General features: G+C 70.1%; 21 protein-coding genes. 10 read left to right on the top strand and 11 right to left on the bottom strand.

Annotated elements, in window-relative coordinates; all coding sequences use genetic code 11:
• Positions 1-39: 39 nt before the first annotated feature.
• Complete coding sequence (locus tag E4T13_RS25940; protein ID WP_137181256.1) at positions 40-801, bottom strand: SDR family NAD(P)-dependent oxidoreductase; 762 nt, start codon at positions 799-801, stop codon at positions 40-42.
• Between the two features lie 207 nt (positions 802-1,008).
• On the opposite strand from E4T13_RS25940, the gene E4T13_RS25935 reads away from it, so the two are divergent.
• The 6 genes from E4T13_RS25935 (at position 1,009) to E4T13_RS25910 (ending at position 7,891) form a co-directional block, all read left to right on the top strand.
• On the top strand, positions 1,009-1,770 hold the full coding sequence (locus E4T13_RS25935; RefSeq protein WP_170985257.1) for an IclR family transcriptional regulator: 762 nt from the start codon (positions 1,009-1,011) through the stop codon (positions 1,768-1,770).
• 118 nt (positions 1,771-1,888) lie between these two features.
• Positions 1,889-3,088 carry a CaiB/BaiF CoA-transferase family protein gene (locus E4T13_RS25930; protein WP_137181254.1) on the top strand — a complete coding sequence of 400 codons (1,200 nt, stop codon included), beginning with the start codon at positions 1,889-1,891 and terminating at the stop codon, positions 3,086-3,088.
• 12 nt (positions 3,089-3,100) lie between these two features.
• Positions 3,101-3,886: an enoyl-CoA hydratase gene (locus E4T13_RS25925; protein ID WP_137181253.1), complete on the top strand. Its 786-nt coding sequence runs from the start codon at positions 3,101-3,103 to the stop codon at positions 3,884-3,886.
• Positions 3,886-4,779, top strand: coding sequence for an alpha/beta fold hydrolase (locus E4T13_RS25920; RefSeq protein ID WP_137181252.1), 894 nt, complete (start codon positions 3,886-3,888; stop codon positions 4,777-4,779). The genes E4T13_RS25925 and E4T13_RS25920 overlap by 1 nt, the downstream gene beginning before the upstream one ends.
• Before the next feature lie 59 nt (positions 4,780-4,838).
• Positions 4,839-6,422, top strand: coding sequence for an ABC transporter substrate-binding protein (locus E4T13_RS25915; RefSeq protein ID WP_137181251.1), 1,584 nt, complete (start codon positions 4,839-4,841; stop codon positions 6,420-6,422).
• Positions 6,419-7,891 (top strand): amidase, encoded by a 1,473-nt coding sequence (locus E4T13_RS25910; RefSeq protein ID WP_137181250.1) that lies wholly within the window; start codon positions 6,419-6,421, stop codon positions 7,889-7,891. The genes E4T13_RS25915 and E4T13_RS25910 overlap by 4 nt, the downstream gene beginning before the upstream one ends.
• Here the strand turns inward: E4T13_RS25910 and E4T13_RS25905 are convergent.
• Positions 7,869-8,447, bottom strand: a complete 579-nt coding sequence (locus E4T13_RS25905; RefSeq protein ID WP_137181249.1) for a disulfide bond formation protein B — start codon at positions 8,445-8,447, stop codon at positions 7,869-7,871. The genes E4T13_RS25910 and E4T13_RS25905 overlap by 23 nt on opposite strands.
• A complete protein-coding gene (locus E4T13_RS30080; RefSeq protein ID WP_170985256.1) occupies positions 8,432-8,605 on the bottom strand; it encodes a hypothetical protein in 174 nt (57 codons plus the stop codon). Before E4T13_RS30080 ends, E4T13_RS25905 begins: the two co-directional genes overlap by 16 nt.
• An 83-nt stretch (positions 8,606-8,688) precedes the next feature.
• Between E4T13_RS30080 and E4T13_RS25900 the strand changes: the two genes are divergently transcribed.
• Positions 8,689-9,333: a class II aldolase/adducin family protein gene (locus tag E4T13_RS25900; RefSeq protein WP_240791297.1), complete on the top strand. Its 645-nt coding sequence runs from the start codon at positions 8,689-8,691 to the stop codon at positions 9,331-9,333.
• Positions 9,334-9,336: 3 nt separating this feature from the next.
• On the opposite strand, the gene E4T13_RS25895 is transcribed toward E4T13_RS25900, so the two are convergent.
• The 4 genes from E4T13_RS25895 to E4T13_RS25880 all read right to left on the bottom strand — a co-directional run bounded on the left by E4T13_RS25895 (position 9,337) and on the right by E4T13_RS25880 (position 14,789).
• Positions 9,337-10,155 carry a hypothetical protein gene (locus tag E4T13_RS25895; RefSeq protein ID WP_137181247.1) on the bottom strand — a complete coding sequence of 273 codons (819 nt, stop codon included), beginning with the start codon at positions 10,153-10,155 and terminating at the stop codon, positions 9,337-9,339.
• Between the two features lie 291 nt (positions 10,156-10,446).
• A complete protein-coding gene (locus tag E4T13_RS25890) occupies positions 10,447-12,078 on the bottom strand; it encodes an acyl-CoA synthetase (RefSeq protein WP_137181246.1) in 1,632 nt (543 codons plus the stop codon).
• A gap of 1 nt (position 12,079) precedes the next feature.
• On the bottom strand, positions 12,080-12,883 hold the full coding sequence (locus E4T13_RS25885; RefSeq protein WP_137181245.1) for an enoyl-CoA hydratase: 804 nt from the start codon (positions 12,881-12,883) through the stop codon (positions 12,080-12,082).
• A 1-nt stretch (position 12,884) separates the two neighbouring features.
• The gene (locus tag E4T13_RS25880) at positions 12,885-14,789 is read right to left on the bottom strand and encodes an AMP-binding protein (protein WP_137181244.1); all 1,905 of its coding nucleotides are present in this window, start codon (positions 14,787-14,789) and stop codon (positions 12,885-12,887) included.
• 74 nt (positions 14,790-14,863) lie between these two features.
• Here E4T13_RS25880 and E4T13_RS25875 point away from each other — a divergent pair, with 74 nt between their 5' ends.
• Both E4T13_RS25875 and E4T13_RS25870 read left to right on the top strand, forming a co-directional pair.
• On the top strand, positions 14,864-15,559 hold the full coding sequence (locus E4T13_RS25875; protein ID WP_137181243.1) for a PolC-type DNA polymerase III: 696 nt from the start codon (positions 14,864-14,866) through the stop codon (positions 15,557-15,559).
• 69 nt (positions 15,560-15,628) lie between these two features.
• Positions 15,629-16,519 carry a hypothetical protein gene (locus E4T13_RS25870; protein WP_137181242.1) on the top strand — a complete coding sequence of 297 codons (891 nt, stop codon included), beginning with the start codon at positions 15,629-15,631 and terminating at the stop codon, positions 16,517-16,519.
• An 8-nt stretch (positions 16,520-16,527) separates the two neighbouring features.
• On the opposite strand, the gene E4T13_RS25865 is transcribed toward E4T13_RS25870, so the two are convergent.
• From E4T13_RS25865 to E4T13_RS25850, 4 genes are all read right to left on the bottom strand, one after another.
• Positions 16,528-17,505 (bottom strand): tripartite tricarboxylate transporter substrate binding protein, encoded by a 978-nt coding sequence (locus tag E4T13_RS25865; protein WP_137181241.1) that lies wholly within the window; start codon positions 17,503-17,505, stop codon positions 16,528-16,530.
• Between the two features lie 69 nt (positions 17,506-17,574).
• The gene (locus tag E4T13_RS25860) at positions 17,575-19,008 is read right to left on the bottom strand and encodes a DUF294 nucleotidyltransferase-like domain-containing protein (RefSeq protein ID WP_170985255.1); all 1,434 of its coding nucleotides are present in this window, start codon (positions 19,006-19,008) and stop codon (positions 17,575-17,577) included.
• Between the two features lie 125 nt (positions 19,009-19,133).
• Positions 19,134-20,852, bottom strand: coding sequence for an MFS transporter (locus E4T13_RS25855; RefSeq protein ID WP_206030312.1), 1,719 nt, complete (start codon positions 20,850-20,852; stop codon positions 19,134-19,136).
• Positions 20,853-21,086: 234 nt separating this feature from the next.
• Positions 21,087-21,692: a hypothetical protein gene (locus E4T13_RS25850; RefSeq protein ID WP_137181239.1), complete on the bottom strand. Its 606-nt coding sequence runs from the start codon at positions 21,690-21,692 to the stop codon at positions 21,087-21,089.
• 207 nt (positions 21,693-21,899) lie between these two features.
• Here E4T13_RS25850 and E4T13_RS25845 point away from each other — a divergent pair, with 207 nt between their 5' ends.
• A complete protein-coding gene (locus E4T13_RS25845; protein ID WP_240791296.1) occupies positions 21,900-22,154 on the top strand; it encodes a DUF4212 domain-containing protein in 255 nt (84 codons plus the stop codon).

The raw sequence follows: 22,154 nt of genomic DNA, 5'->3' as shown, positions 1-22,154 counted from the left end.
GCGGGCTGAAGGTCCTTGGCCCCGCTGGGCGCGGCATGGTCAAGGCAGGTAGGCGCCACCGCTGATGTGGATCGACTGCCCGGTGATGAAGCGGCTGACCGGCAGGCAGAGATGCAGGATCATCGCCGCCACCTCCTCCGTCATCCCTTCGCCGCCGGTCAGCACCCGCGCGCCGCCGCCGCTGCCCGGCGCCTCGCCCGCCGTCGCGCTCCGCGGGCCGCCGATCTTGCCGGGGACGACGCAGTTCACGGTGATGCCCTGCGCGCCGAATTCCACCGCGAGCGCCTTGGTCAGCCCAACCAGCCCGGCCTTCGCGGTGCTGACATGGGCGCGCTGATGCGCCCCGATATGTCCGGTCACGCCGCCCATGTTGACGATGCGCCCGCCGCCGACCGCGATCATGTGCGGGATGGCGGCGCGGGCGCAGAGGAAGGCGCCGTCCAGGATGATGCCGATCACGCGGCGCCATTCCGCCAGCGGCAATTCGGTGAAGGGGGCGATCGCGCGGTCGGCGGCGTTGTTCACGAGGATGTCGAGCCGCCCGAACTCCTCCACCGTCCGCGCCACCATGCGCGCGACGTCGGCTTCCTCCGTGACGTCGGCCAGCACCGCGAGCGCGCGGCCGCCGCGGGCGCGGATTTCCGCCGCCACGCCCTCGACCTCCGCCATCGAGGCACGGGTATTCACCACGACAGCGGCGCCGGCACCCGCAAGCGCATAGGCAGTGTCCCGCCCGTTGCGCCGCGCCGCGCCGGTGACGATGGCAACCTTGCCGGCCAGCGGCCCGCCATGTGTGGTCATCGTGCAAATTCCCCCTGGATGCGGTCTGTCCGACATGATGACATTACCACCGCAGGCGGTCCTGCGCCGGGGGTCCGATCGCGACAGCTTCCGCTCTGCGGAATGCGTGCCCCGCCGCATGGCCCGCGGATGGGCGGAGGATGCATGGCGGCCGCGTTTCCCGGCAGGCAGAGGGCAGGGCGCGACGCTGCGGCGGACGCGTCGGGGGTGAGCGTCGTCGCACGCGTGGTGGGCCTGCTCCGCAGCATGGCGGAAGCGCAGGGCAGCGCCTCCATCAAGGAGTTGTCCGAAGCGCTCGGCCTGGCGCCGAGCACCCTGCACCGCCTGCTGGACCAGCTGATCGAAGCCGGCATGATCGAGCGCGCGCCGCAGCGGCGCTATCGGGTCAGCGCGGAGTTCAGCCGGATCGGCGCGCTGGCCGCGCGCAAGGCGGGCGTGCTGCGCCTGGCGCGCCCGGTGCTGGAGGATGTCGCGCAGGAAACGGCGGAGACCTGCATGCTGGGTGTGCTGCTGCCGCAGACGCTGACGATGATGTTCGTGGACATGGCCCCGGCGGCACGGCCGGTGCCCTACGAGATCCGCATGCACCGCAATCGCTCCCTGCTCTGGGGCGCCACCGGCCTCTGCATGCTGGCCTGGCTCGGCCCGCGGGCACTGTCTGACATCCTCGCGCGCGGCGAGCCTTCGCCGGTGGATGGCCAGGTGCCGCCGGACCGCGCGGCGCTGGCCGAGCGCCTCGCCCGCTTCCGGGCGCGCGGCTACGCCATCACGCGCGGCGAGCAGACGAAGGGTGCGGTCGGCATCGCGGCGCCCGTTTTCGGCGCGCGCGGGCGTGTCGTGGCGGATCTCTGCATCACCCTGCCGCAGGCACGCTTCTCGGCCGGCGACGAGGCGCGCTTTGCCGGCCTGCTGAAGGACCGCGCGGCGCGGCTTTCCCGCGTCATGGGCAGCCTGCCGGCGCCAGGCTGACGGAACAGGAAATTCCGTTCAGCGGAAGCGTGGCGGGGGCCTGACTTGCTCGCCCCCCTCGCCGCATGGTGCCATCCTGCCATGTGCGCCATGCGGCGCCGGGACCGGAGGAACAACGATGTCCGCAGCGCGCCTGCCCTTGTCGCGCTTCCGCGTGCTGGATCTCACCGCCCATCGCGCCGGGCCGACCTGCGCGCGGCAACTCGCCGACTGGGGCGCCGACGTCATCAAGATCGAGCCGCCCGCGGCGCTGGACGACGAGCCCGGCGGCGGGCTGATCGGGCGGCGGCACGGCTCGGACTTCCAGAACCTGCACCGCAACAAGCGCAGCCTGACGCTCAACCTGAAGGATCCGAAGGGCAAGGCGATCTTCTTCAAGCTGGTCGAAGGCGCCGACGTGGTGCTGGAGAACTACCGTTCGGACGTGAAGACCCGGCTGGGCGTGGACTACGAATCCTGCCGCAAGGTCAACCCGCGCATCGTCTATGGCAGCATCGCCGGCTTCGGCCAGAGCGGCCCCTACGCCACGCGCCCTGGCGTGGACCAGATCGCGCAGGGGATGGGCGGGCTGATGTCCATCACCGGCCTACCCGGCCAGGGGCCGGTGCGCGTCGGCATCCCCATCGCCGACCTGACCTCCGGCCATTTCCTGGCGCAGGGCGTGCTGATCGCGCTGCTCGACCGGGAGCACACCGGCGAGGGCCAGTGGGTGCACACCTCGCTGCTGGAAGCGCAGATCGCGATGCTCGATTTCCAGGGCAGCCGCTGGCTGATCGACCACGAGGTGCCCGGCCAGGCCGGCAACGACCACCCCACCAGCACGCCCACCGGCGTCTTCCCGACAAGCGACGGCACGGTGAACATCGCCGCCGCCGGCGACCGGCTGTATCGCCGCCTGTGCGAGGCGCTGGGCCGGCCGGACCTGGTGACGCATCCCGATTTCAGCGACACCGGCAAGCGCAGCCGCAACCGCGCCGCGCTGAACGCGACCATCGCCGAGGTCACGCGCGGGATGAGCAGCAAGGACCTGGTGGACCTGCTGACCAAGGCGGGCGTGCCCTGCGGCCCGATCTACAGCATCGACCAGACCTTCAACGATCCGCAGGTCCAGCACCTCGGCATCGCGCGCAAGGTGGAGCATGGCCGCCTCGGCACGCTCGGCGTCGTCGGGCAGCCCATCAACATGTCCGCCGCGCCGCAGCCGGAGACGCTGCGCATGCCTACGCCGGAACTCGGCGAGCACAGCGACGCGGTACTGGCGGAGCTCGGCTACGACGCCGAGGCGATCGCCGACCTGCGCAAGACCAACGTGATCTGAGGAAACGCCACGATGACCGGACGAATGCTGTCGGAGAAGACCGGCGGGATCGGCTGGATGACCTTCAGCAATCCCGCCAAGCGCAACGCGATGTCGCTGGAAATGTGGGGCGCCATGGCGGAGATCCTGCGCGACTTCCAGGCCGATCCCGCGATCCGCGTGGTGGTGATGCAGGGCGATGGCGACAAGGCCTTCGTCTCCGGCGCCGACATCTCCCAGTTCGAGAAGTCGCGCGCGGATGCCGATGCGGCCGCGGCTTATGCCAAGGTGTCTGACGGCGCGCGCGCCGCGCTGGCCGCGCTGGACAAGCCGCTGATCGCGCTGATCCGGGGCTACTGCATGGGCGGCGGGCTCGGCATCGCCATGACGGCCGACCTGCGCTTCGCTGCATCCGATTCCAAATTCGGCATCCCCGCGGCCAATCTCGGCATCGCCTATTCGCAGGACAATCTGCGCCGGCTGGTGAACCTTGTCGGGCCTTCGGTCGCCAAGGACATCCTGTTCTCCGCCAGGCGCCTGGATGCGGAGGAAGCGCTTCGCGTCGGGCTGATCAACCGCGTCGTCGCGCCGGAGGCGCTGGAGGAGGCGGTGCGCAGCTACGCCACCACGCTGACCGAGAAGGCGCCGCTGTCGCAGCGGGCGTCCAAGGCGATCGTCAACGAGCTGATGAAGCCGGAGAGCCAGCAGGATTCCGCGATGATGCGCGGCCATGTCGAGACCTGCTTCAACAGCGCCGACTACACCGAGGGCCGCAAGGCCTTCATGGAAAAGCGCCCGCCGGTGTTCCAGGGCCGCTGATGCAGCAGGTGCTCACCGCGCCGGCGCCGATCCCGCCGGACATGGCGGCGCTGGGCGAAACTCCCGCCGCGATCGAGGCGCATGTCGCCGGCCTGTCGCGGCGCGTCGAGACGCCCTGCGGCACTGGCAGCATGGTCTGGCGCATCTGGGGCGAGGGTGCGCCGATGTTGCTGCTGCATGGCGGTTATGGCTCCTGGAGCCACTGGATCCGCAACGTGCTGCCGCTGTCGCGTATGCGGATGGTGATCGCGCCGGACCTGCCGGGCATGGGCGAATCGGCAACGCCGCTCGATCCGGAGGATGCCGGCGTGATGGCCGACATCGTGGTGGACGGGCTGCACCGGCTGCTGCCTGCAGGCACCAAGATCGACCTCGCCGGCTTCTCCTTCGGCGGCGTGCTGGGCGGACCCATCGCGGTGCGGCTCGGTGCGTCCCTGCGGCGCTTCGTGATCGTCGGCTCCAACGGGCTCGGCGTGCCCCGCGCGCCGATGGCGCCCATGGGATCCTGGCGGCGCCTGCCCGACCGCGACGCAAGGCTGGCCGTGCACCGGCAGACGCTGGAGGTGCTGATGCTCGCGAACCCGTCGCGCATCGATCCGCTGGCGCTGCACCTGCAGGAGCGCAATGCCGAAGCCGGGCGCATCCGCACGCCGGAGATCAGCCGCACCGACATCCTGCGCCGCAGCCTGCCCGCACTGCGCGGCCGGCTCGCCGCGATCTGGGGCGAGCAGGACAACATCGCGCGCGGCGCGCTGGAACTGCGGCACGCCGTGCTGCGCGAAGCCGACCCGGTCGTGCCCTTCCGCGTGATCCCCGGCGCCGGCCATTGGGTCAGCTACGAGGCGGCGGAGGATTTCGACCGCGTGCTGACCGACCTGCTTGCCAAGGACTGAAGGAACGTATCGAGGCGCCGTCCCGGCGCGACACGCATTGCAACCGAACGGAGATCGCGATGGCCACCATCAGCCGCCTTGCCGCCGGAAGCCTGACGCTGCTGCTTGCCGCGATGGCCCCCGCTGCCACCCTGCATGCGCAGGAGCTTCGCATCGGATTGGCCGCCGCGCCGACCTCGCTCGATCCGCATTTCCACAACAACGGCGTCAACAACGCACAGGCACGGCATGTCTTCGATTCGCTGACCCAGCAGGACGCCAACCAGCAGATCGAACCCGGCCTGGCGGAATCCTGGCGGCTGGTGGACGACACGACCTGGGAGTTCCGGCTGCGTCGCGGCGTCACCTTCCATGACGGCTCGCCCTTCACCGCCGACGACGTCGCCTTCACGCTGGAGCGCGCGCCGCGCGTGCCGAACAGCCCGAGTTCCTTCGGCACCTACACCAAGCAGATCAAGGGCTGGACGGTGGTGGACCCGCACACCATCCGCCTGCACACGGATGGGCCGGCTCCGCTGCTGGCGATCGACCTCAGCTCCGTCTCCATCATCTCCCGCAAGCATGGCGAAGGGGCCACCACGCCGGACTACCAGGCGGTGCGCGCGGCCATCGGCACCGGCCCCTATCGCCTGGTGCAGCACATCCCCGGCGACCGCATGGTGTATGAGCGCAACCCGAACTACTGGGGCGGCGCCGAGCCGTGGGAGCGCGTGACCTTCCGCGTCATCGCCCTCGGCCCCGCACGCGTCGCCGCGATGCTCGCCGGCGATGTCGAGATGATCAACGAGGTGCCGAGCACCGACATCACGCGGCTGCGCCAGCAGTCCAACATCAGGCTCTGGTCCGGCCAGACCAACCGCATGACCTTCCTGTCGGTGGACGTGCACAACGCCGTGCCGATCCCCGGCAATGCCAGCGACAACAACGGCAACCCGCTGCCGCGCAACCCGATGCAGGACCTGCGCGTGCGCCAGGCGCTCTCGCTCGCGATCGACCGCGACATCATCGTGGACCGCGTGAACGAGGGCGAGGCGGTGCGCGCCAACCAGCTCGTTCCCGAAGGCTTCTTCGGCTACAATCCGGCGATCCAGCCGGAGACGCCGAACCCCGAGCGCGCGCGGCAATTGCTGGCCGAGGCGGGATACCCGGACGGCTTCCGCATCGTGCTGCACACCAGCAACGACCGCATCGTCAATGCCACGCGCACGGTGCAGGTGGTGGCGCAGATGTGGGGCCGCATCGGCATCCGCACCTCGATCGAGACGATGCCGCACACCGTCTATTCCGGCCGCACCGCGCGCAACGAGCTGTCGCACATGCTGCATAGCTGGGGCGCCGGCACCGGCGAGGCGGCGGGCACCTTCGTCGGCATCGTGCACACCCGCGGCGGCGCCTTCGGCGGTTCCAACCGTGGGCGCTATTCCAACCCGCAGGTGGATGCGGCCATCCGCCAGGCGCTGGTCACCGTGGACGACGACAGGCGCCGGCAGATCCTGCAGGAGACGATGGTCACGGTGATGAACGACCGCGCCATCCTGCCGCTGGTCTTCTGGGTCTCCACCTGGGCGACGAAGCCCGATCTCGTCTATGTGCCGCAGGCCAACCAGGGCACGCTGGCCATGGCGACGCGGCGCGCACCGTGAAGGGCGCAGCCGCCCTGCTCTGCGACCTGCCGGCGGTGGAGCTCCGCCGGCTGATCGGCACGCGCCGCATCTCCCCGGTGCAGTTGCTGCGCGACTGCATCAGCCGGATCGAGGCGGTGAACCCCGCGGTGAATGCCGTGGTCGCCACCGATTTCGACCGCGGCCTGGACGCCGCGCGCGACGCGGAAGCGGCGGTGATGCGCGGCGACAGGCTCGGCCCGCTGCACGGCCTGCCCGTCGGCATCAAGGACCTGAACGACACGGCGGGACTGCGCACCACCTATGGCTCGCCGATGTTCCGCGACAACGTGCCGGAGAAGGACGAGCGCATCGTCGCCGCGCTGCGCCAGGCCGGCGCGATCATTCTCGCCAAGACCAACACGCCGGAATTCGGCACCGGCGGCAACACCCTGAACGATGTCTACGGCGCCACGGGCAACGCCTTCGATCCCGCGCTGTCCTGCGCGGGATCGAGCGGCGGATCGGGCGTGGCGCTCGCCACCTCCATGCTGCCGCTCTGCACCGGCTCCGACACTGGCGGGTCGCTCCGCAAGCCCGCCGCCTGGTCCGGCGTGGTCGGCTTCCGGCCGACGCCCGGGCTCGTCGCCTCGGAGAAGCGGCGCATCGGCTGGTCCACGCTGTCGGTGCAGGGGCCGATGGGGCGCGACGTCGCTGACACCGCGCTGCTGCTCGGCGTGATGGCGAGCGCGGACAGCCGCGACCCGATGGCCGATCCGCGCCTCGGCGATCCGCAGGCGCTGACGCTGCGCCGGCCGGTGGATCTCTCCTCGCTGCGCGTCGCCACCACCGTGGATCTCGGCTTCGCGCCGGTTGCGCCGAGCATCCGCCGCGTCTTCCTCTCGCGCATGGCGGCGCTCGCCCCCGCGCTCGGCCGCTGCGAGGCGGAGGATCCGGACATGGCCGGCATCGACCGGGCGTACCGGGTGATCCGCTGCGCGAATTTCCTGGCCGGCTTCCGCAAATACTATGAGCAGGACCCGGCGCTTCTCGGCCGCAACACCCGCAGCAACTACGAGGAAGGGCTGCGCTACTCGCTGGCGGATGTCGCCGCCGCGCAGGCGGAGCAGACGCGGATCTACCGCGCCTTCCAGGACTTCTTCACGCGCCACGACCTGCTGCTGCTGCCCTGCCAGGCGCTGACGCCCTTCCCGAAGGAACTGCCTTTCCCGACGGAGATGGAGGGCATTCCGCTGACCGGCTATTTCGACACCTCCGGCGTGACCTACGGCATCTCCATGATGGGGCATCCGGCGATCTGCATCCCCTGCGGCCTGGACGAGAACCGCATGCCCTTCGGCCTGCAGGTGGTGGGGCCGCGCGGCGCGGACGCCTTCACGCTGGATGCCGCGCTGGCGCTGGAACGGCACTTTGCCGACATCGCCGAATGTCGGCGGCCGCTGCCCGACCTCGCGGCGCTGGCGACGGTCAGGACAGCAACTGGTAGCTGAAGGTGTGGCACTCGTTCAGGCCGCATTGCAGCACCACCGCCACGAAGTTCACGGCACACAGGCCGAGCAGCGCCAGGCCGAGCACGCGCCCTGCCGCCGCCAGCAGCGGCATCGGCGTCGCGCCTGGCGCCGAAGCGCCCAGCAGCGTGATCTTCAGCGCATGCGCCAGGATCAGCAGCAGCCCGATCACCGCCGCCCAGACCGGCATGTGCAGCCCAAGCACGGCCGAACCGATATAGGCGTGGCCGGGGCGCGGGGCGATGTCCAGCATGCTCTGCCGCGTCGCGATCACCAGCAGCAGCACGGCAAAGATCAGCGCGAGCCCCGTCATCCGCTCGCTGAAGCCGTTGCGGAAATTCTGCACGATGGCGAAGCCGACGCCGAACATCGCCACGCGTTCCAGCAGGCATAGCGGGCAGGGCAGCTCGCCATAGGCGAACTGCATCACCAGCGCGGCCGCGAGGATGCCGACCAGCACGGCCAGCACGCCAAGCTGGAACAGATGGTCGAGCCGCGCGGCAAACGTCGCGTGCACCGCGATCACCACCGCAGCCACGGGATGGCATAACCGGTTTCCGGGCTGTGGATCTCCCACTGGAACAGCCACAGCGCCAGGACGATGCAGAGCGCGATCGCGGCATTGGCCAGCAACGTCCGCCGAAGCTCGGCCAGCACCAGGGCGAGCAGCATCGCGCCGAAGATCGCCGCCATCATGGATCACGGTTCCCGCCGGTTCGCAGGGATGATGGATGCGCGGGGCGGCTTCGCGCAATGATGCGCGGAAGGAGGATTCGCCGATGACCGATCGCGCTGCGCTCGTCGCCGCCGCAAGCGCGCTGGATGCGGCCGGGCATATGCCGCAGAAATCCGGCAACCTGTCGCTGCGCACGGCGCAGGGCTTCGTCATCACGCCCTCCGGCCTGCCCTATGCCGCGATGACCGAGGCCGCGCTGGTGGACTGCGCACCGGATGGCACGCCATTGACCGATGGCCTTCCATCCTCGGAATGGCGGCTTCACGCGGCCATCTACCGCGCAAGGCCGGATGCGCAGGCGGTCGTGCACACCCATGCGCCGCGCGCGACCGCATTGGCCTGCGCGCGGCGCGGCATCCCGCCCATCCACTACATGATCACGCTGGCGGGCCCGGTGGGGCGCGCGGGCATCCCCTGCGCGCCCCACGCCACCTTCGGCACCGAGGCGCTGGCGCAGGAATGCGTCGCCACGCTGGGAGACGGGCTGCGCGCGACCCTGCTGGCGAACCATGGCGTGGTCGCACTCGGCGCGACGCTGGCCGGCGCGGTCGCGCTGGCGCGAGAGGTCGAGAACCTGGCGGGGCAGTATCTGGACCTGCTGGCAGCCCGGCTCGATCCCGTGCTGCTGTCAGAGGCGGAGCTTGCGGAAGCAGCGGCCCAGCTGAAGGGCTACGGCAGGCCGGCCTGATCGCTACGCGGCCGCAAGCCGACCGAAGGTGACGCAGCGACCGTAGAAGCCCGCAAGCTCGGATCCGGCGGCCGGATCCACGCCGGCAACCGCGTCGATGCAGGCTTCCCAGGACAGGACGCCAAGCCGCCTCTCATCGGCGAGCCGCGTGACCAGCGGCATGACATGGCTGCGCTCCCAGCTTCGCAGCCTGGCGGCTTCGGCGCGCCCGGCGCGTTCATAGCCGGCGATGCGCTCCCGCACCGTGGCCAGGATGTCGCAGGGATCCAGCTGGGCCTCGAGCTTCCAGCCGGCCGGACCACGCCGGGCCGGCAGCGGGGCGACGACAAAGAAGCCGAGACTGCCAAGGCGATCCACCGCCAGACCTGCAGCCGCGATGGCCTCGGCCATGCAGGCGATGTTCCGGGCGGCCTGGTTGAAGCCGGGCGCCTGCCGCACGCCCGGGGACAGGCCGGAGAACATCTTGGCCTCCACGACGACAAATTGGCGGGCGTCTGGCAGCAGGCGCAGGCCGGCGGCCTTGCCCGCGTGGAAAGCGAAGTGGCCGAGCACCGCATCCGCGCTGGTGAAGCCTTCGCCGAGCGGATCTCCGCGACGCGCCGGCCTGAACGCGGAGCCGAGCAGCGCTTCGGAAAACCAGGTCGCCCCTGGCTCGATTGCCAGCGGATGCGCATGCGCCCCGACCTCCCGCACGGCGTCGAGCAGGAGCCGCAGCATCCAGCCCTCGTTGAACAACTCGGTCGGCGGGAATCGGCCCTCGCCCTTCTCGCAGGCGTTCAGAAGCAGGCTGACCCGGTGCAGGGCACGTGCCGTCTCTCGCATGGCGGCATGATGTTGTCGGGCTGCAACGCGAACAAGGCCGGCAGACAACTTCGCACAATGAGAAAGGGCCCCGCGGCTTCCGCCGCGAGGCCCCGCATTGCCGGTGGCGTGCCGGCCGCAATTACGCCCCAGGCGCCTCAGTGACCCGCCGTCGCGGTGGCGATGGCAGTGATCCAGGCCGCGGACGCGGCATACGCCGAACTGCAATGAGACACTGGATCACCTCCTTTCGGTTGTTGACGATGAGGGAAGGTTGGGGTGCTGCGGCGCGCAAGGCAAGCGAAATTCGCGTCAGCCCTTCGCCTTCGTCCGCAGCACATGCTTCTGGATCTTGCCGGTGCTGGTCTTGGGCAGCTCGTCGAACAGCACCTGCTTGGGCAGCTTGAAGCCGGCGAGGAACTGGCGGCAATGCACGATCAGCTCCTCGGCGGTCGCGGTCATGCCGGGGCGGAGCTCGACGAAGGCGCAGGGCACCTCGCCCCATTTCTCGTCGGGCTTCGCCACCACGGCGGCGACGGCAACCGCGGGGTGCTTGTACAGCGCGTCCTCGACCTCGATGGACGAAATGTTCTCGCCGCCGGAGATGATGATGTCCTTCGAGCGATCCTTCAGCTGGATGTAGCCATCCGGGTATTTCACCGCGAGGTCGCCGGTGTGGAACCACCCGCCGGCGAAGGCTCTTTGGGTCGCCTCCGCGTCCTTCAGGTAGCCCTTCATCACGACGTTGCCGCGCATCATCACCTCGCCCATCGCGGCGCCATCGGCGGGGACGGGCGCCATGCTGTCGGGGTCCATCACGTCGAGACCCTCGAGCGCGAGGTAGCGCACGCCCTGGCGCGCCATGAGGCCGGCCTGGTCCTGAGTGGGCTTCGCGTTCCATTCAGCGTGCCACTCGTTCACCACGGCGGGGCCATAGACCTCGGTCAGGCCATACACGTGGCACACCGCGAAGCCGGCTTCCTTCATCGCGGCCAGCACCGCTTCCGGCGGCGGCGCGCCGGCGACGACGAACTGCACCTGGCGCGGCAGCGCCGTCTTCTCGGCCTCCGGCGTCGCCAGAAGCGTGGACATCACGATGGGCGCGCCGCACATGTGCGTCACGCCCTCGGCCGCCATCAGCCGCCACATGTCGGCGCCGCGCACGGCGCGCAGGCACACATGCACGCCGGCCTGCGCGGTGACCGTCCAGGGGAAGCACCAGCCGTTGCAGTGGAACATCGGCAGCGTCCAGAGATAGACGGGATGCTTGCCCATCCCCGCGCTGAGCACGTTGCCGATCGCCAGCAGCTGCGCGCCGCGATGATGGTACACGACGCCCTTCGGCCGGCCGGTGGTGCCGGAGGTGTAGTTCAGCGTGATCGCATCCCACTCGTCGCCGGGCATGATCCAGGGCCAGGCGGCATCGCCCTGTGCGATGAACGCTTCGTAGTCGGTCGCGCCGTCCAGGCGGTTGGCGCGCGCGGCCTCACTCGCTTCCGCGTCGTCCACCTCGATCAGGATCGGCTTCGCCTTGCATTGCGTCAGCGCGACGCGCAGCAGCGGCACCAGTTCGCGGTCCACGATCACCGCCTTCGCCTCGCCATGGTCGAGGCAATAGGCGATGGTGCCGGCATCCAGCCGCGTGTTCAGCGTGTTCAGCACGCCGCCGGTCATCGGCACGCCGTAATGGCATTCCAGCATCTGCGGGATGTTCGGCAGCAGCGCCGCCACCGTGTCGCCGCGGCCGATCCCGGCCTTGCTCAGCGCATGCGCCAGCTTCACGCAGCGGTCGCGCAGGTCGCGGTAGGTGCGGCGGATCGCGCCATGCACCACCGCGGTGTTGTCCGGGAACACCTGCGCCGCGCGCTCCATGAACAGCAGCGGAGTCAGCGGGACATGGTTGGCGGGGACGCGCGGCAGGGCGTCGTAGTCGGCGGCGGCCATTCTAGCGGTCTTTCCAGATGGGCGTGCGTTTGCCGAGGAAGGCGCCGATCCCCTCGATCGCATCCTCGGCCAGCAGGTTGTCGGTCATCACCGCGGCGCAGTGGGCGTAGGCGTCCGCCAGGGGCAGGCCGCGCTGGCGGTGGAATGCGGCCTTTCCGATGCGCACGGTATGCGCGCTGCGCGAGGCGATACGCGCAGCGAGTGACAGCGTCGCCTCGGCAAGCACCGCGGGCGGCACCACGCGGTTCACCAGGCCGATGCGCCGCGCCGCCTCGGCATCGATCATCTCGCCGGTCAGCAGCATCTCCATCGCCGCCTTGGCCGGCACCGCGCGGGAGAGCGCGACGGCCGGCGTCGAGCAGAACAGGCCGATATCGACGCCCGGCGTCGCGAAGCGCGCGGCCTCGCTCGCCACCGCCAGGTCGCAGGTGGCGACAAGCTGGCAGCCGGCGGCGGTGGCGACGCCCTGCACCTGCGCGATCACCGGCTGCGGCAGGGCGACGATAGCCTGCATCACCTGCGCGCAGCGCTGCATCGCCGTGTCGAAGAAGCCGCGGCCGCCATCGGCATCGTCCCGACGCGCGGTGATCTCCCGCAGATCGTGCCCAGCAGAGAACACCGGGCCTTCCGCCGCCAGGATCACCACGCGCACGCGCGGATCATCTGCGATCTGCGCCAACGCATCCCGCAGCGCGCCCAGCAGCGCGAAGGAGAGGGCATTGCGCTGCGCCGGGCGGTTGAGCGCGATGGTCGTGACGCCCTGCTCCGTGTCGCTGCGCAGCAGCAGCGCGCTCCCGCCATCCATCCTACTTCTCCGCGGCCCGCAACACCTCCCCGATCTCGTCGAGGATGACCGGGTCGTCAATGGTCGGCGGCACGGCGTAGCTCTCGCCATCGGCGATCCTGCGGATCGTCCCGCGCAGGATCTTTCCGCTGCGTGTCTTCGGCAAGCGCGCCACCACGCGCGCATCCTTGAACGCCGCCACCGGACCGATGCGCTCGCGCACCAGGGCGATGAGTTCCTTCGCGATGTCGGGCTCGGAGCGCGCGACACCGGCCTTCAGAACGACGAGCCCGATCGGCGCCTGGCCCTTGAGCGAATCCTTCACGCCGACCACCGCGCATTCCGCGACGTCCGGATGCGCCGCCAGCACCTCCTCCATCGCGCCGGTGGAGAGGCGGTGGCCGGCGACGTTGATGATGTCGTCGGTGCGGCTCATCACCCAGACATAGCCGTCCTCGTCCACCATCCCCGCGTCCGAGGTGTTGTAGTAGCCCGGGAAGGTCTCGAGATAGGCGGAGCGGAAGCGGTCATCCGCGTTCCACAGCGTCGGCAGGTTGGAAGGCGGCAGCGGCAGTTTCACCGCCAGCGTGCCGATCTGCCCGCGCGGCACTTCCTGCCCGCCCTCGTCCAGCACGCGCAGGTCGTAGCCCGGCGCCGGCTTGCCGCCCGATCCGAAGCGGCTGTCGAACAGGCCGAAGCCGCGGAAATTGCCGCTGATGGACCAGCCCGTCTCGGTCTGCCACCAATGGTCGATCACCGGCTTGTTCAGCAACGCGCTGATCCACTCCGCGGTCGGCGGATCACAGCGCTCGCCGGCGAGGAACAGCGCCTCAAGCTTCGACAGGTCGTATTGCCCGACGAAGCGGCCCTCCGGGTCTTCCTTCTTGATGGCGCGCAGCGCGGTCGGCGCGGTGAACAGCACCTTCACGCCGTGCTGCGCGCAAACCCGCCAGAAGGCGCCGGCATCCGGCGTGCCGACCGGCTTGCCCTCATACAGCACGCTGGTGCAGCCAGCGAAGAGCGGCCCGTAGACGATGTAGGAATGCCCCACCACCCAGCCGACATCGGACGCCGTCCACATCACGTCGCCCGCGCGCAGCCCGTACAGCATGCCCATGGAATTCATCACCGCCACGGCATGCCCGCCATTGTCGCGCACGATGCCCTTTGGCGCGCCCGTCGTGCCGGAGGTGTAGAGGATGTAGAGCGGATCGGTCGCGGCCACCGGCGTGCAGGGCTCGTTCGGCGCCTCCGCCTCGGCTTCCAGGAAGTCCACGTCCCGTCCGGGCGTCAATTCGCAGGGGCTCTCCGGCCGCTGCAGGATCAGGCAGAAGCCCGGCTTGTGCGGCGAGAGCGCGATCGCCGCGTCCAGCAGCGGCTTGTATTTCACGATGCGCCCAGGCTCGAGCCCGCAGGACGCGCTGACGATCGCCTTCGGCTTGGCATCGGCGATGCGCGCCGCGAGCTCCGCCGCGGCGAAGCCGCCGAACACCACCGAATGCACCGCGCCAAGCCGCGCGCAAGCCAGCATCGCGATGGCCGCTTCCGGCACCATCGGCATGTAGATGATGACCCGATCGCCCTTGGCCACGCCGCGGGCCGCCAGAGCGCCGGCGACGCGCGAGACGCGGTCCAGAAGCTGCGCATAAGTGATCGTCGCGCTGCGGCCGGTGATGGGACTGTCCCAGATGATCGCGGCCTGCGCGCCGCGTCCGGCGCCGACATGCCGGTCCACGGCGTTCCAGCAGGTATTCAGCTCGCCATCAGGGAACCAGCGACCATAGACGCCGAGAGATGGGTCGAAGATCGTGGCCGGCGGCGTCGTCCAGTCGATCGCGCGCGCCGCACGGGTCCAGAAGGCGTCGGGATCAGCCTTCCAGCCGCTGTAAGCCGCGTCGTAGCGGCTCGCCGTTACGCTCCCGGCCATCCCCCATCCTCCCTCTCGCGGTTGCACGGCGCCGTGCTTCCGCAGCCAGCGGTCATTGTGCCATCCTCCTGCGCATGGCGGGAGGCGTCTGGCAATCCTGGCGTTCGCTGTTCACGGCGCTGCCCGTCGGCTCGCCAGTGGCGCCCGCCGCCGCGCCCTTGCCGGATGGCCCGGTCGAGGCGCAGCCCTATGTCGTCTTCGACCTGGAAACCACGGGGCTGCGCCCGAGCCTGAGCGACGCCATCGTGCAGATCGGCGCCGTTCGGCTGGAAGGCGGCGTCGAAGCCGGCAGCTTCGCAACCCTGGTGCATCCCGGCCGGCGCATCCCGCCGGTTTCCATCCGCTATCACGGAGTCACCGACGCAATGGTCGTCGACGCGCCGAAGCCCGCCGAGGCGCTTGCCGCCTTTCGCGACTTCGCCGCCGGCGCGGTGCTGGTGGCACACAACGCCGCTTTCGACCTCACCGCGCTGGCCGGCGCGGCGGAGCGGCAGGGTGCGCCGCGCCTGCCCAACCCGGCGATGTGCTCCATGATGCTGGCCCGCTGGCTGGACCCGCGGGAGCCCGACGTCTCGCTCGACGGGCTCTGCGGTCGCGCCGGGCTGGTGATCGAGCACCGGCACCACGCGCTGGGCGATGCCCGCGCCACGGCGGCGCTGTGGATGAGCCTGCTGTCGCGCGCCTCCGCCCGCGGCGTGGTCAGCCTGCCGGACCTCGCCTTGCGCAGCCGCATGGCGGCGCGCATCGCGGAGGTCGCGCAGAACTTCTGAATTGCGTCGCTTGCGCCGGCACGCGCCTGCCGTGACACTCGCCGCGCAGCAGCCGCAGCGGAGCGCCCCATGGCCGAGCCACTCGTCTATCTTGTTCCCTCGCTCGACGTGTGCTGGGCGAATTTCGGGCCGATGCGCCCGCACCGGAACTTCATCGCCGATCCGCCGCCGGAAGCGCAATGCGCCGAGGAGCTGGCGCAGGTGGTGGCGCGGCTCGGCGCCTTCCTGGAGGGGCAATACGTGCTGGCCGTCCATACCGGCGCCTACAACCGCGACGCCTTCTACCGACCGCCCTTCCTGGAGCAGTACCGCCTGGCCGCCGCGCAGGGCGCGGAGGTGGCCATCCATCCGCATGAGGAGTTGCGTGGCAAGGGCACCGGCCACATCACGCCCGACTACATGCGGGAGATGGTGCGGCTGCGCATGGCGGAGCTTGCGGCCGCCGGCGTCACCGCCACCGCCTACAAGGGCGGGCATTTCTCCTACCCGGCCTGGATGACCGCGATCCTCGACGAAGCCGGGCTGCATGCCGACCTCTCCGGCGCGCCCGGCTATAGCGAGCCGCTCTGCCATGCGAACTGGATCGGCGCGCCGGACGATGGCGGCTATCTCAGCCTGGAGGACCCGACCTGGCCGGAAGGACGCGGCACGCGCTCGCGCGTGTTCGAGATCCCGCTCGGCAATGACGGCACCGGCGCCGACGACATCAACACGCTCTACAACGAGAAGTCCGACCTGGCGAACCTGGTGCGGGTCTATGAGGCGATCCGCGCCCGCGGCGCCGCGCGCGGCCGGCCGCAATTCGTGCACTACCTCTTCCACAACACCTCGATCGCCGAGCCGCGCTGGCTCGAGCAGTTCCAGCGCCTTATCGAGCATGCCCGGACGCATCAGGGCGTCGTCGCCAGCCCGCTGGCGGCGAAGGCGGCCTATGACAGGCTCGCCCTCGCCCCGGCGTAGCGGCGCGGCTACTCCGGCTGCAGGCCGGTCGAGCGGATCAGCTCGCGCCACACCGTGCGCTGCTCGCGCATCAGCGTGGCGAACTGCGCCGGGGTGGAGGGGAAGGGCGCGAGCCCTTGCGCATGCAGCTTGGCGATCAGGTCGGGCGAGGTCAGCGCGTTGTTCAGGATGCTGTTCATCCGCGCGACGATCGGCTCCGGGATGCCCTTCGGCCCCATCACGGAGGAGAAGCTCGGCAGGTCGTAGTTCGGCACGCCCTGCTCCTGCACCGTCGGGTATTCCGGCGCCAGCGGCCAGCGCTCCGGGCTGGTGACCGCCAGCGCGCGCAGCTGGCCGGCCCGCACCGTGCTGATGACGCCGACATAATTGTCGAAGACCAGCTGGATGTTGCCGGCGATCACGTCGGCCAGGGCCGGCGCGGCGCCGCGATACGGCACATGCGTCAGCTCCACGCCCGTGCGCTGCATGAACAGCACGCCGAGCATGTGGTTGGCGCCGCCCGCCCCGGCCGAGCCATAGTTCAGCTTGCCCGGATTCGCCTTCGCATAGGCGATCAGCTCCTGGATGTTGTTCACCGGGACGCGCGGATTGACGCAGACCATCGCGGTGCCCTTGGCGAAGGTGCCGATGGCGGTGAAGTCGTCCACGCCCTCGTAGCCCGGCGTCTTGAACATCAGCGGCGCGCCGATATGCGAGGACGGGCTCGCCATCATGATCACGTAGCCATCCGGCGCGGCCTGGGCGACATGCGCCGTGCCGACCGTGCCGCCGGCGCCCGCGCGGTTGTCCACCACCACCGGCACGCCCAGCCCCTCCTGCAGCACCTGCGCCTGCAGCCGGCCGGCGATGTCGCTGCCGCCACCGGGCGGATACGGCACCACCAGGCGGATCGGGCGGTTCGGCCAGCCTCCGGTGCCCTGCGCCAGGGCGGGCGCGGTGAGCAGGCTGGCCGGCAGTGCGGCGAGCAGGCGTCGGCGAGTGGTCATGCGGGGAAGCCTCCGGTTCGTTATGCGCAGAGCAGGCCAGACTTTGCAGCGTCAGCGCAAGCGTGCCGTTCACCACACCCGGCCGGTCAGGTTGGCGGTCGTGGATTTCGCGAAGGCGCGCACGGCCTTCAGCGCCTCCTTCAGCGCGGCGCGGGAGGCCGGCGGCATCGCGGCCGTGTCCACCAGCGAGCCGGGCGCCACGCCCGCTGCCAGATCCGCAAGCTGCTGGCGCAGCACCGCATCGAGCAGCGTGGCGAAGGCGGCCTGCAGCCGCTCCGCCTCGCTCGCGGAGATGACGCCGCGTGTGGCCAGCCCCGCCAGGCGGTCCGGCGTGCCGGGTTCCGCCACGCCCGCGCGTAGCGCCGAAAGCCGCGCCGCGGCGACCAGCGGCATCAGCCCATGCAGCTTCAGGTCGGTGCGCGCGCCGGGACCCGGCTCGTCATCCGCGAAGCCGCCCCAGAAGGTCAGACCGATCCCGAGCTGCGCGTTCTGCGCCGCCAGCACCGCCATCCAGGCCGGTTCCGCAGCCAGCAGCGTCATCGCCTCCGCCCGCAGCGCCTCGGCCGGCGCCGGATCGCCCCAGCCGGCGCGGAAATCGAGGAAGATGTCGGCGAAGAGCAGCGCCGCCCCCGCGCGCCGCCTGGCCCAGAGCCGCATCTGGTCGCGCCATTGCGTGCGACTTTTCCGCCAGAGCGGGTTCATCGCCATCACCCCGCCCTTGCACAGGGTGAAGCCGGCCTGGTCCAACGCGATGCAGAAGCGCTCCGACACGCGGCGGAACCAGGCATCCACCCGGTCATGCGCGGCGTCGTCGTAGTCATCCAGGATGAAGCCGTTGTCCTGGTCCGGCCGCAGCAGCGATTCGCCGCGGCCGAGGCTGCCCATCAGCAGCAGGGTGAAGGGCACCGTCGGAGCCTCGGCTTCCGCCGCGACGGCGCGTTCCAGGATGCGGCGATGCAGGTCGGCATTGATGCCGCTCACCAGCGCGACGACCTCGCTGGCGGAGAGCCCCTCGTCCAGCAGCGCGGTCGCCAGCCCTGCCTGTGCCTGCTTCACCGCGGCGTCGTCGCCGGCCAGGGCATCCAGGTGCGCGATCATGCGGCCTGACGCCGCCTCCAGCGCCTCGGCACGATGCAGCATGCCGGTGCAGCGCCCCTCCGCATCCAGCAGCGGCAGGTGCCGCAGGCGATGCGCCCGCAGCAGGGCCACGGCACGCCACAGCCCGTCCTCCGCGCCGATGCCGATCACCGGCGCCGTCATCGCCGCGGAGAGCGGCGCCTCCGGCGGCAGGCGGAAGGCGACGCGGCGGGCGATGTCCTGCTCGGTCAGGATGCCGACCGGCCGGCCCTGCGCATCGGCCGCCAGCACGCAGGAGGCGCGGGCGGCGACCATGGCGGCCACCGCCTCCGCCACCGGCGTCTCCGGCGGCAGGGCGGGCGGCACGGCGCCCACGGCACGCGCGGCGGGGTGAAGCAGGGCGGCGGCGGGCGAGGGCGCGGTCATGCCGAGCAACCTGCCATGACTGGCAGCCTTCCGGCTTGACCCAAAGCAAGCCGCCCGGCCCGGAAACGCAACGGCGCCGGAGGTTGCCCCCCCGGCGCCGCGCGCATCCATCCTGGCCGGCCGGCTCAGGGCAGGCTGGATTCCGGCTCCAGCGCATGCGGCGCGCGATGGCGCACCGCGCCACCGGCGTCGTCGGCGAAGATGTCCCGGTCCTTGGTTTCCGGGATCATCAGCGCGCCGATCACCACCGTGGCCGCCGCGATGATCACGGGGTACCAGAGGCCGGAATACACGTCGCCGGTCTGGGCGATGATCGCGAAGGCGGTGGCCGGCATCAGCCCGCCGAACCAGCCATTGCCGATGTGGTAGGGCAGCGACATGGAGGTGTAGCGGATCCGCGTCGGGAACAGTTCCACCAGCGCCGCGGCGATCGGGCCGTAGACCATGGTCACGTAGATCACCAGCAGCGTCAGGATGCCGACCAGCGTCAGCGCCCTTGCGTTGAAGATGTCGAACGCGCTGGACATCTTGATGACGGTCGGGTTCGACGCCGCCGGATAGCCCGCCTCCGTCACCGCCGCCGCCAGCGCCTGGGCGAAGTTGGGCTGCGCCGTCGTGACCTCATGGGTGCCGACGCGGACCACCGCGTCGCGCTGGCCCGGCGCATTCTCCACCGAGTAGTTCACCGAGAGCCGCGCGAGCGCCGCCTTGGCGATGTCGCAGGGCTGGGTGAACTTGGCCGTGCCCGTCGGGTTGAACTGGAAGGAGCAGGTCGAGCGGTCCACCGCCACCGTGGTGACGATCGTCTCATGCGCCCGGGTCAGCGCCGGGTTGGCGTTCTGGCTGATGGCGTGGAACAGTGGGAAGTAGGTCACCGCCGCGATCAGGCAGCCGCCGAGGATGATCGGCTTGCGGCCCACCTTGTCGGACAGCCAGCCGAACAGGACGAAGCCGCCCGAGCCCAGCAGCAGCGACCAGGCGATCAGCATGTTGGTGGTGAAGCCATCCACCTTCAGCACGGTGCCGAGGAAGAACAGCGCGTAGAACTGGCCGGTGTACCAGACCACCGCCTGGCCCATCACCAGGCCAAGCAGGGCGAACAGCGCGATTTTGGCGTTCTTCCACTGGCCGAAGGCTTCGCTGATCGGCGCCTTGGAACCCGTGCCTTCCTCCTTCATCTTCTTGAAGGCGGGGCTTTCCTGCATCTGCATGCGGATCCAGACGGACACGCCGAGCAGCACGATCGAGAGCAGGAAGGGCACGCGCCAGCCCCACTCGGCGAAGACCGCCTCGCCCAGGATCGAGCGGGTGGACAGGATCACCAGCAGCGACAGGAACAGGCCGGCCGTCGCGGTGATCTGGATGAAGCTGGTGTAGAAGCCGCGGCGCCCGTTCGGCGCGTGTTCGGCGACATAGGTCGCCGCGCCGCCATACTCGCCGCCGAGCGCCAGGCCCTGCAGCATGCGCAGCACGATCAGGATGATCGGGGCGAGGAAGCCGATCTGGTCGGAGGTGGGCAGGATGCCGACGATGAAGGTGGACGCGCCCATGATCAGGATGGTGATCAGGAAGGTGTATTTCCGCCCGACCAGGTCGCCGAGCCGCCCGAAGACCAGCGCGCCCAGGGGCCGCACCAGGAAGCCGGCGGCGAAGGCGAGCAGCGCGAAGATGTTGCGCGTGGTCTCGTCATACATGCCGAAGAACTTCGCGCCGATGACGGCGGCGAGCGAACCATACAAGTAGAAATCATACCATTCGAAAACCGTTCCGAGCGACGAGGCCAGGATGACCTTCCGCTCCTCCGGCGTCATCGGCCGCGCCGATGCACCCACCGCTCTTGCCATCCCTTCCCCTTCCGGCCGCTTCTCCGGCCCGGTTGCATGTGACCGGCGCGCAGGACGCGCCGACAGCCGGCACAAGCCATGCTGCGGCGCACAAAATCCTTGACGCTCCATGTGCAAACAAGGGGTTGCCCGATTAATTTGTGTCCAGATTAAGTGTCAGCCTTGGAAATTCGTAACATATTGCACCGCTGACATGCCGCCTGCAAACGCCCCGTATGGCAGCGCCCCTCACCCTCACCCGGTGAGGCGCGCCGCCAGGGCGGCCGCGTCGAACCTGCGCTCCAGCTCGCCCTGCACGGCCACGAAATGAAACCGCAGCGACCCCTTGATCGAGGGCGTTTCGCCGATTCGTTGCTCGGGCGGGATCGGCAGCGTGGCGAACAACGGACCTTCGGCCAGCAGCGGCATGCGGTCCGCCGGCTCCGGCGGCACCGCCTGCAGCACGCCGAGGTGGTGCGGCAGCGCCTCCCGCGCCGCGTCCAGCGTCGGGCGTTCCTCCGCCGGGGCCGGCGCCGAATCGAGTACCGCACCCGCCATCGCCGACAGCGCCGCGGCGAGCGCCGGTTCGCGCCCTGGGGCATGCGGCCGGAGCCAGGCTTCCAGCATAGCGGTCACGTCCTGGACGCTCGCGGCGAAGGTCTGCCACCGGCAATGCTGCAACGCTGCCTGGAAGTCCGGATCGGCGAAGGCCTCGCGCTCCGCACGCCCGACCTTCACGCGGCAATAGTCCAGCACGGTCTTCTGCGCGACGTAGGCCGCCTGACGCGCGAGGAAGGTTTCCAGCTCGGCCGGTTCGGCCGAGGGCCGCCGGCGGAGCCCCTGGAGCAGGCGGATGACCATTTCTTAAGAACTCCCCCTTGGCACCGGTGCCGGCTTTCCCTTCAGATAGATGATGGCGACCCGGAAGGAGAAGATTTCACGGCGCAGAAATGCCGGTAACATCCGATCGCCGGGACCGGAATGTCCGGGACGCGACACTCTTGGGGAGAAACGAGTATGCCTTTGGTGGGAGACGTACAAGAGCGCCGGGGACCACCCGGCGCCGCGGTGGACAAGGCCACCGCCGATGCCTACTGGCGCAAGACGTCCGGGCTGATGTGGACGATGCTGATCATCTGGCTGCTGGCCGGGTTCGTCGTCCACGCCTTCGCGCCCTCGCTCAACGAGATCCACTTCATCGGCTTCCCGCTCGGCTTCTACATGGCCGCGCAGGGCAGCCTGATCATCTTCGTCGTGATGCTGTTCTGGTTCGCGAAGCGCCAGAACGCGATCGACGAGGAGTTCGGGGTGGAGGAGGAATAG

This window comes from Roseomonas sp. AR75, from assembly GCF_005222815.1.
GTDB lineage: Bacteria > Pseudomonadota > Alphaproteobacteria > Acetobacterales > Acetobacteraceae > Falsiroseomonas.
The sequence above is the reverse complement of the archived record's forward strand: the minus strand, read 5'-3'. Positions and strand labels throughout refer to the sequence as shown.